The 9,128-nt window shown below is 63.1% G+C and carries 11 protein-coding genes; 7 read left to right on the top strand and 4 right to left on the bottom strand.

Translation table 11 applies throughout. The features are described 5' to 3' along the window. From QZ266_RS12800 to QZ266_RS12790, 3 genes are all read right to left on the bottom strand, one after another. Nucleotides 1-734: hypothetical protein (locus QZ266_RS12800; protein ID WP_295695765.1), on the bottom strand; the 734-nt coding region annotated here is incomplete at its 3' end. A gap of 282 nt (nt 735-1,016) precedes the next feature. Next, nucleotides 1,017-1,451 carry a peptidase S1 gene (locus QZ266_RS12795; RefSeq protein ID WP_295695764.1) on the bottom strand — a complete coding sequence of 145 codons (435 nt, stop codon included), beginning with the start codon at nt 1,449-1,451 and terminating at the stop codon, nt 1,017-1,019. A gap of 153 nt (nt 1,452-1,604) precedes the next feature. Next, nucleotides 1,605-2,069, bottom strand: a complete 465-nt coding sequence (locus QZ266_RS12790) for a peptidase S1 (protein ID WP_295695762.1) — start codon at nt 2,067-2,069, stop codon at nt 1,605-1,607. A gap of 167 nt (nt 2,070-2,236) precedes the next feature. On the opposite strand from QZ266_RS12790, the gene thiE reads away from it, so the two are divergent. The 5 genes from thiE to mddA all read left to right on the top strand — a co-directional run bounded on the left by thiE (nt 2,237) and on the right by mddA (nt 6,531). Next, the gene (thiE, locus tag QZ266_RS12785; protein ID WP_295695760.1) at nt 2,237-2,854 is read left to right on the top strand and encodes a thiamine phosphate synthase; all 618 of its coding nucleotides are present in this window, start codon (nt 2,237-2,239) and stop codon (nt 2,852-2,854) included. A 101-nt stretch (nt 2,855-2,955) separates the two neighbouring features. Then, nucleotides 2,956-4,149, top strand: a complete 1,194-nt coding sequence (locus QZ266_RS12780) for an SEL1-like repeat protein (RefSeq protein ID WP_295695758.1) — start codon at nt 2,956-2,958, stop codon at nt 4,147-4,149. Nucleotides 4,150-4,266: 117 nt separating this feature from the next. Next, on the top strand, nt 4,267-4,833 hold the full coding sequence (gene efp / locus QZ266_RS12775) for an elongation factor P (protein ID WP_295695756.1): 567 nt from the start codon (nt 4,267-4,269) through the stop codon (nt 4,831-4,833). A gap of 4 nt (nt 4,834-4,837) precedes the next feature. Next, the gene (locus QZ266_RS12770; protein WP_295695754.1) at nt 4,838-5,635 is read left to right on the top strand and encodes an inositol monophosphatase family protein; all 798 of its coding nucleotides are present in this window, start codon (nt 4,838-4,840) and stop codon (nt 5,633-5,635) included. A 137-nt stretch (nt 5,636-5,772) separates the two neighbouring features. Continuing rightward, entirely contained in the window at nt 5,773-6,531 is a 759-nt protein-coding gene (mddA, locus tag QZ266_RS12765; RefSeq protein WP_295695752.1) for a methanethiol S-methyltransferase, read from the top strand. Between the two features lie 40 nt (nt 6,532-6,571). Here mddA and QZ266_RS12760 read toward each other — a convergent pair whose 3' ends face one another. Next, nucleotides 6,572-7,180, bottom strand: a complete 609-nt coding sequence (locus QZ266_RS12760) for an NAD(P)H-dependent oxidoreductase (protein WP_295695750.1) — start codon at nt 7,178-7,180, stop codon at nt 6,572-6,574. Nucleotides 7,181-7,428: 248 nt separating this feature from the next. Here QZ266_RS12760 and QZ266_RS12755 point away from each other — a divergent pair, with 248 nt between their 5' ends. Together QZ266_RS12755 and QZ266_RS12750 are read left to right on the top strand one after the other, a co-directional pair. After that, the gene (locus QZ266_RS12755; RefSeq protein WP_295695749.1) at nt 7,429-8,421 is read left to right on the top strand and encodes a hypothetical protein; all 993 of its coding nucleotides are present in this window, start codon (nt 7,429-7,431) and stop codon (nt 8,419-8,421) included. Between the two features lie 3 nt (nt 8,422-8,424). Then, on the top strand, nt 8,425-9,128 hold a 704-nt coding region (locus QZ266_RS12750; RefSeq protein ID WP_295695747.1), incomplete at its 3' end, for a peptidoglycan-binding protein.

Raw genomic sequence — 9,128 nt, 5'->3', positions numbered from 1 at the left:
CTGACAAAATCCGTTCTCTCCAATTCGTCATTGCAGACGAACTCACCCGATGGCGTCCGGATCAGCAGCGTGAGATCTTCTGCCGAAATGGCGCGGATCGCCAAGCCGGACCCTTGCCCCTCATACTCCAGATGCAGGGTTGGCAACTCGCTGGCCGCTGCACCGCAGCGATTGTCCCAGGCGGGCGGGCGCACGGCCCCATTGGCGTAGCCGATTACGCCGAATTCGGATGGTTGGAAGCCGGACGCGAGCGTGAGATTTGCGTTTGTGGGCAGGTATTGGGGTAACGGCACCGCGCCATCAATGCTGAGAATGGACAGCTCGACCGGCTCTGAATCACCATTGCCCCAGAATGATGACACACGCCCGACCCAGATATTGTATTCCCCTTCCGGCGCGGATGTGAGGCTGAGGATCGGATCCAGTCCGCCCATTGCATCATCATTGCACAGCCAGTCACCCGACGGTGTTTGAATGGCGAGCGAGGTGTCGGTGTTCGACATGGCGATGATGCGCAAGGTGTCGCCGCCAGCTCCATAATGCAGGCGCAGGCTTGGAGCGTCCGCAATATCGCCCGCGCAATCACGGCCAAGACTATCGGCTTCGATGTCTCCACCAGCCGCGATCGACGTATCAAAACGCTGCGGGCCAGTTGATGGATCGAGCGTGAGGGTGCCAGAAACCGGATCAAGCGAGGCCGTTTGGCCTTGCGCATTCCCGGCGAGCGCAAGCAAAGCCACCAGGCTCAGCGTGGAGGCAAGTATTGTCTTGGACGACATGAGTTCCCCTTGGCAGGCCGCGGGTTACGCAATCAATGGCGATTGGCCCGGGCAAACTAGTTTCCGGGACAAGCTAGCATCATCAACCGTCCAAGCCTATCGGCCCCGAGGTCTAATGGGCTGACTTGTCGATGGAAAAGCGAGTACGGGTTGCTGCCGCGGTGCTCGCGCCCCAACCACAAAGAAAAGGGCCCGCCACTTGGCGAGCCCTTGCTTGTTCGGATTTGGTCTGACGGACTAGAATTCCGTGAAATAGACCGTGGCACTCGCCGTGCCGCCGGAATAGACGCCGACCCAGACGTCGTACTGACCGCTGCCGCTCAGACGAATGGCCGGATCGAAACCGTTGGTGTCGTCCGCGCAATACCATTGGCCGTCCGGTGCGTTGATCACGAGGGTGGTGTCCGATCCGGATTCAGCCCCGATGGTGACTTCGCCGCCAGACCAGTAAAGCCGGACATCCGGGGCATTGGAGATGGAACCGGCACATCCGACATTGCTGGCGTTGACACTGCCGCCGGCGACGATCGAAACGCCGTACGGATCCGGTGCGAAACCGGCGCTCAATGACACTTCGCCGAAATTCGGGCTGAGGCTGTAGTCCTGGGCAGCGGCAAGGCCGGTGAAGGCGGCTGCCGCGACGATGGCTGTGGCTGCTGATTTCATGATCATGGTGCGTCTCCTGACAATGGAATACCGACCCCGCGGCCTTTGAAAAGGGCTGCGGGGTCGGTCCCGGTAGAAAAAGGGCTTGGGTATCCAGACGAAAATCCGGGGCGTCCCGCCAATCGAGCGCGCGCCCCCCGGATTGATTGTCCGGTTTGCTTAGCCGCCGAGCTCGGAGATGTGGAGCGTCGAGGAAGCGAGGTCGGAATTGGTGCCGTAAGTACCGATCCAGATGTCATACTGACCGGAGTCCGGGCTGCCCCACGCCACGGACGGGTTCAGGCCGTTCGTGTCATCATTGCAGTACCAGGAGCCGTCTGGTCCGTTGATCACGAGCGTGGTGTCGGCATTGGAGTAAGCGCTGATGTAAAGCGGGAGCGATCCGGCGTTGAAGTTCAGGCGGAAGTCCGGAGCGTTGGCGATCATGCCGGCGCAGGACGGCGACAGGTTGGACGCCTGGATGGTGCCACCGGCTGTGATCGAGGTTGTATAAGGGTCCGGCTGGAAGCCCGAATTCAGGTTGACGGTGCCGAAGGTCGGCTGCAGCGACCAGTCCTGGGCTGCGGCGACGCCGGCGAAGGAAGCGGCGGCGATGCCGGCGGCGAGAATGGTTTTGATGGACATGAGAATTCCCCTTTGAACAGACTGTCAGGCAACACACTTGCCCGAGTTCAGCGACACACTTGTATAAACTCGATGAAAGGAAGATGAATGACCCAATCGGGTGATGTTCATCTAGATTTTTCGCCGCGCCATTGTCCTTGCCGGGCAGGGCTGCCAAAAGACGCCGCATGAGCCAGCTTTACCTGATTACCCCGCCGCGCATTGATGAGGGCTTCCTCGCCAGTCTTGAAGCGGCCCTGGATGCGGGCCCGGTCTCCGCATTGCAGATCCGCCTGAAGGATCATGACGAGGCGGCGATACGTCGTCTTGCGCCGCCGTTGATCAAGGCCGCTCAGGCGCGCGGTGTCGCGGTCATCCTCAATGACAGTCCGGAGCTGGCCGACGCGCTCGGGTGCGACGGGGTTCATATCGGTCAGTCCGATGGCCGGGTGAAGGATGCGAGAGCGATCATGGGCAAGGGCCGAACGGTTGGGGTGACCTGTCATGACAGCCGCCATTTCGCCATGGTCGCCGGAGAAGCCGGAGCGGATTATGTCGCCTTTGGCGCCTTCTTCCCGACCCGGACCAAGGTGACCGAACATGTGGCGACACCGGATATCCTGGCCTGGTGGGTCGAGATTTTCGAGTTGCCCTGCGTCGCCATCGGCGGGATCACGGCGGAGAATGCGGCGCCGCTCGTCGAGGCCGGTGCCGATTTTCTGGCAGTTTCCTCCGCCGTCTGGTCTCACCCGGATGGGCCAGCCGCGGGCGTGAAAGCCTTTGGAGCCCTGACGGGCGAGAATTGATGTCGGCAAGGCGAGCCACCGCCCGGTCCGGCAGATTACATTTCACCCAGTTGAGGCGCCCCGGCCTTGACGATGCCGCATTCCCGGCGTTCTAGAAGGGTATGGTTCTGCGTTTCATACTCCCCGTCATCACCGGGCTGACCGTCACCGGTCTGGCCCTGTCCTCCGCCGATGCGCGCGCTCTCCAGGACGCGCCGCCGCTCGAGGATGATGTCACCCCCGATATAGTCGCCCCTACCTTCCCCCAGGAGCTGATCCTGCTGCCGGAAGAGGTGCAGAATGCGGCCCAGGAGGGCCTGGGTGCGGACGCGGCTGAACTCCCGTCCGGACTGGGAGGCGCCGATGCTGCCTGGTATCGCGCCCAGGTCGCCTATGTGGGTGAAGACTGGGCCTCAGCCCGCAATTATGCCGAGACCGCCGCAGCCGGTGGCATTGTCGATGCGGCCCTGCTGGCCGGTATCATGGCGCGCAATGGCGAGGGCGGGCCGGTCGACCTGTCGACCGCGGCACGCTGGTTCAACCGGGCCGCCGACCGCGATGATCCCGTGGCTCTTTACAATCTCGGCCTGCTCGCCGCGCTGGGCGACGCCTCGCTCGAGCTTGGGCGACCCGAACCCTGGTTTGAACGCGCCGCTCGCGCCGGGCATATCCCGGCAATGGTGGCTCATGCGATTGCGCTGCGCGACTCGCCGGTTCCCCAGGATGCCATCGCGGCGCGCGAATGGGCGGGGCGTGCGGCCCAGCAAGGCTCTGCCGAGGGCATGTACCAGCTGGCCCAATTGCTGGATGCCGGGCAGGGCGGGGCGCGTGATGCGGCCGGTGCCCGTGTCTGGTATGAGCGCGCGGCCAATCAGAATCTGGCCGAGGCCGCTTTCCAGGTTGGCCTGATGTCGGCCGATGGCGAGGGCGGGGCGCAGGATGATGTCATCGCCCGCGATTGGCTGCGCATCGCTGCGGAGAGTGGTTATGCGCCAGCCCAGGGTCAGTACGGGCTGATGATGTATCAGGGGCGTGGCGGCGAGACCGATATCGAACTTGCCGCCTACTGGTTCTCGCGTGGTGCTCGCGGTGGCGATGCCGAGAGCCAATTCCTCTATGCCTACGCCCTTTACCGCGGCGAAGGCGTGACCCAGGATTTCGAGCTTGGCTATCGCTGGGTCCTTCTCGCTTCGGTCGACTATCTGGGTGCGCCTGTCCACGATGGTCAGCGCGACCGGCTCGAAGCCGCTCTGGAAAGCGCGTTGCCGCCGGATGTCCGCCAGCGGATCCGGGCCGAGTTCGAGGCGTTGCGCTGAGCCGAAAGTGCCGCGCCGCTTGCCGTTCCCGGTCCTCACTGATAGGAGAGCGCCACCTTGCCGCGCGTGCGCGTCGGCGCGAGAGATGACCCGTCTTCGGGCGGCAACAGGTGACGTATGAAAATCAACGGTAACGAAATCCGCCCCGGCAATGTGCTGATGCACCAGGACACGCTCTGGGTTGCGGTCAAGACGGACCACGTCAAGCCGGGCAAGGGCGGGGCCTTTGCCCAGGTCGAGTTGAAGAATTTGCTCGATGGCCGCAAGCTGAATGAACGTTTCCGCGCCGCCGACAAGGTCGAGAAAGTCCGCCTCGAGCAGAAGGATCACACCTTCCTGTTCGCCAGCGACGACATGCTCACCTTCATGGATGCCGAAACCTATGAGCAGATCGAGTTGCAAACCGATTTCGTCGGTGAAGAGCGCGCAGCCTATCTCACCGATGGCATGACCGTTGTGGTCGAATTCCACGAGGAGCGTCCGATCGGCATTTCCCTGCCGCAGCACGTGACCCTGGAAATCGCCGATACCGAGCCGGTCGTCAAAGGTCAGACCGCAGCCAATTCCTACAAGCCGGCAACGCTGTCCAATGGTGTGCGGTCTTCCGTTCCGCCCTTCGTCGGCGTTGGCGAGCGGATCATTGTCGCGACCGAAGACGGCTCCTATGTGAAGCGGGCGGACTGACACCATGGGTACGCTTTCCCCGCTCCTCACCGTCATGACCGATGTTGCCGCGCGCGCCGGCCGGTCGCTCACCCGCGATTTCCGCGACATTGAGCATCTGCAGGTTTCGCGCAAGGGACCGGCGGACTTCGTCTCGGTCGCGGATCACAAGGCCGAGGACATCATCTTTGACCGTCTGAGCCAGGCCCGCCCGGGCTATGGCTTCCTGATGGAGGAGCGCGGGATTGTTGAAGGCAGCGACAAGTCGCACCGCTGGATTGTCGACCCGCTCGACGGCACACTGAACTTCCTGCATGGCATGCCGCATTTCGCCGTCTCCATCGCGCTGGAGCGTGAGGGTGAGCTGGTTGCCGGCGTGATCTACAACCCGGCTACCGACGAAATGTTCCACGCCGAGAAGGGCCGTGGCGCCTGGCTGGCGGATCGTCGTCTGCGCGTGGCCGAACGCAAGCATTTCGACGAGGCCGTGATCTCCACCGGCACGCCCTTTATCGGTCGGCCGGGTCAGGCGCGCTTCCTCAAGGAATTGCACCAGATCATGCCGCATTGCGCCGGTATCCGCCGCATGGGCTCCGCCGCGCTGGACCTCGCCTGGGTCGCTGCGGGCCGCTATGACGGCTTCTGGGAACGCAATCTGAAATCCTGGGACATCGCGGCGGGTATCATCCTGGTCCGCGAAGCCGGCGGTTTCGTCGCCGAGGCTGACGGTGCGGACAATCTGCTGGAAACCGGCAATATCGCCGCGGGCAACGAGCCCATCCTCGCGGAAATTACCGAGCGCCTGAAGAAGGCTGCGGGCTAGCCGGGTCAAGCACCCGTCCCCGCTTTCTGCCCGGTAATAAGACCGCGTCTCCAGCGGGGCATCTTTTCCGGCGAATTTGGCCTAGCCTGCAATCATGACGTGCCGTTTCGGTCGTCAGCAAGGCAGGGGGGCTCGCTATGTGCCGGGCTATCGGGTTTGTATTCGGCATAGCCGTCTACGCATTCTTCTTCGCAGTATTCCTCTATTCGATCGGTTTTGTCGGTAATCTAACGGTGCCGAAAACCATCGATTCCGGGGTGGCCGGACCGCTCGTGATGGCAGTTATCGTCAATCTGGTCCTGTTGAGTGTGTTCGCGGTCCAGCACAGCGTCATGGCGCGGCCGGCCTTCAAGGCGGCCTGGACGCGTCTCGTCCCCGCCTATCTGGAACGCACGCTCTACGTGCTCCTGTCCTCGATCGCGCTGGCGCTGATCTATGCCTTCTGGCAGCCCATGCCCGGCGTGATCTGGTCCGTGCCGGAAGGCGCCGCAACCTATCTCGTGCAAGGCGTGTTCTGGCTCGGCTGGCTGATCGTGCTGATCTCGACCTTCCTGATCAGCCATTTCGACCTGTTCGGCCTGAGCCAGATTTACGCGAATCTGCGGCAGCGTCCCTTCAAGGGCGCGCCATTCCGCAAGCACCTGTTTTACCGCCTGGTGCGGCACCCGATGATGACCGGCTTCATGATTGCCTTCTGGGCAGCACCGGTGATGACGCTGGGCCATCTCCTCTTCGCCATCGTGACCACGGCCTACATGGTGGTCGCCGTCTATCGTTTCGAGGAAAAGGATCTGATCGCCGAAATTGGCGATGAGTATCTGGACTATCGCGAGGAGGCGGGTGCCTTCTTCCCCAAGCTGGGCCGAAAGGGCTCGATGACCCAGCCTGGGGAGTAGACAAAGCGGGCTGACCTGACATTCGCCAACGCCACGGGTGCTACGCCGCCAGACGTTCGATCGCGTCGCCGGCTGCAGCGAGTTTTTCGTCGGCGCCCTGGCCGAGCTGGTCGGCGGCGATGATGTCCACGTCATGGATGCCGATAAAGCCGAGCACGTGGGTCAGATAAGTCGTGGCGAAGTCGATTTCGCTGCCGACCCGGGTGCCGCCTGACGCTGTTACGATGATCGCGCGCTTGCCCTCGAGCAGGCCGACCGGACCGTTTTCGGTGTATTTGAACGTCACACGGGCGCGGGCGACCATGTCGACCCAGGCCTTGAGCGCCGCCGGGATGCCGAAATTATAGACCGGCGTGGCAATGATTAGCGTGTCGGCGGCCTTCAGCTCGGCAATCAGCGCGTCCGAGCGTGCCAGCACGGCTTTCTGGTCGTCGCTTCGGGCATCGGCATCGGTAAAGTTGGCGCCGATCCAGCTTTCATCAATGAAGGCAGGCGGATTCTCGGCCAGATCACGCCGGACGACGGTGGTCTCCACATCCTTGGTGGTGAGCCGGGCCATCAATTTGTCGGCGAGTTGACGGGTCACGGATCCGTCTCGGCGCATGCTGGCATCGATACGAAGGATGTTGCGGGGCGTATTCCGGGTCATGTGGGACTCCATCATCGTGCGGCGGGCCAGCGGCCCTGAAACGCAATGACTGGAAAATGGCTATAATGTCGGCGCCGAGTAACCAGCCAGCTGGCGACTTATTGTTTCCAATCCGGACGCAATCGGGAGGGCATGGTCGAGATTTCATGGGAATAGGTCGGATTAGTTCACACCTGCCCTTTGACCTCGCCTCCAAATTGTCCCAATCGGAAGGGTAGGAAAGACGGCGGCTTTAATGAGGGGTCAGCATGCCCGTTCTCAATTCCGATCAGGATATCTCCCAGGCACCCAGCGTCCGGTTCACCGGGCCATGGCGCTACATCATCTGGATGGCCGTGTTCACGGCCGGTGTGGCGGCTTTGGGACTCGTCCTGTTCGAACCACTGGAAGCCGCCTTCCGGGCGAATCCGGCGATCAATGGTCTTATTCTGGGTGTGCTGGTCATCGGCGTGCTCTACACCTTCGCCCAGGCGCTGGGGATTGGTCCGGCCGCGAGCTGGCTGGTCCGCTTCCGGTCTACGGAGGACCCCGCCAGCCTGCCCAAGCCGCCGGCGCTGATTGCGCCCATGGCCTCGATGATCTCCCAGGCCGATGGCCGGGTCTCGCTCTCCGCCGGTTCGGTGCGCACGGTCCTCGACTCGGTCGGCGCGCGGATGTCGGAAGCCGGGGCCTTCACCCGCTATTTCGGACGTCTGCTGATTTTCCTCGGCCTGCTTGGTACCTTCTGGGGCCTGCTTGATGTGGTCGGTGCCGTGGGCGCCGCCGTCAGCGCGGTGACCGAGAGCTCGACCGGCGGCGAAGCCGATGTGATGCGGTTGATGTCGGCCATCGAAGAGCCAATCCAGGGCATGGGCACGGCGTTTGCCTCCTCGCTCTTCGGTCTCGCCGGCTCTCTTGTCATCGGATTTCTCGACCTCCAGGCCAGCCGCGCCCAGAACCGCTTCTATAACGAGATCGAGGAATGGTTGTCGTCGATCTCGCGGCTCGCGGCGGCCGGCCCGAGCGCGGGTGATGATGGTGAGGTGTCGACCGCCTATGTCGGCGCGCTTCTGCAGCAGACTGCCGAGACACTCGACCGCCTTTCCCACACGCTGGAACGCAATTCGCGGCAGATGGACACCACGCTGCAGCGCTTTGCCGAGGACAGTCGGGCCAGTCAGGAAGAGGCCATGCGTGCCCTGCGCGACGAGATCCGGGTGCTGATCCGGGCCCTGCAATCGCGGGAGCGGGGAGGGGAATAGACCATGGCCTCGCCGCGTTTCGCGCGTTTCCAGGAAGCCGATAATGGCGATCACTGGCCGGGCTTTGTCGACGCCCTGGCCACGCTTCTGCTGGTCATTGTCTTCTTGCTGTCGATCTTCGTCGCCGGGCAGTTCGCCCTGTCCCGCGCCCTGACGGGGCGCGATGAACAGCTTGCTGCCCTCAACGCCCAGCTCGCCCAGCTGGCCGATGAGCTCGCTCTGACCCAGGAAGAAAACACCGAGCTGGAATTGCGCGTCTCAGGTCTGGAGACCGAACGCGACGCGCTGAGCAGTGCGCTGGCCATGGCGGGCACCCAGACCGCTTCACTTCAGGCTGAACTCGACGCCGAGCGCGAATTGTCCGAGGAGAGCCAGCGCGCCCTGATGATGCTCAACCTGCAGATCCAGGCCCTGCGCGACCAGATCGCCACGCTCAATGCCGCCCTCGACGCTTCCGAGCTGCGCGCCCAGGAAGCCGAAGCCCAGGTCATCAATCTCGGCGAACGCCTCAATGCGGCCCTGGCCGAGCGCGCCGCCGAACTCGCCGTCTACCGCTCCGACTTCTTCGGCCGCCTGCGGGCCATCCTCGGCAATCGCACCGGCGTGCGCATTGTCGGCGATCGTTTCGTGTTCGAAACGGATGTCCTCTTCCCGTCCGGCTCGGCTGCCCTGTCAAACGAGGGCCGCGAAAGCCTGCGCCCGATTGC

The organism is uncultured Maricaulis sp. (assembly GCF_905480005.1).
Classification (GTDB): domain Bacteria; phylum Pseudomonadota; class Alphaproteobacteria; order Caulobacterales; family Maricaulaceae; genus Maricaulis.
The sequence above is the reverse complement of the archived record's forward strand: the minus strand, read 5'-3'. Positions and strand labels throughout refer to the sequence as shown.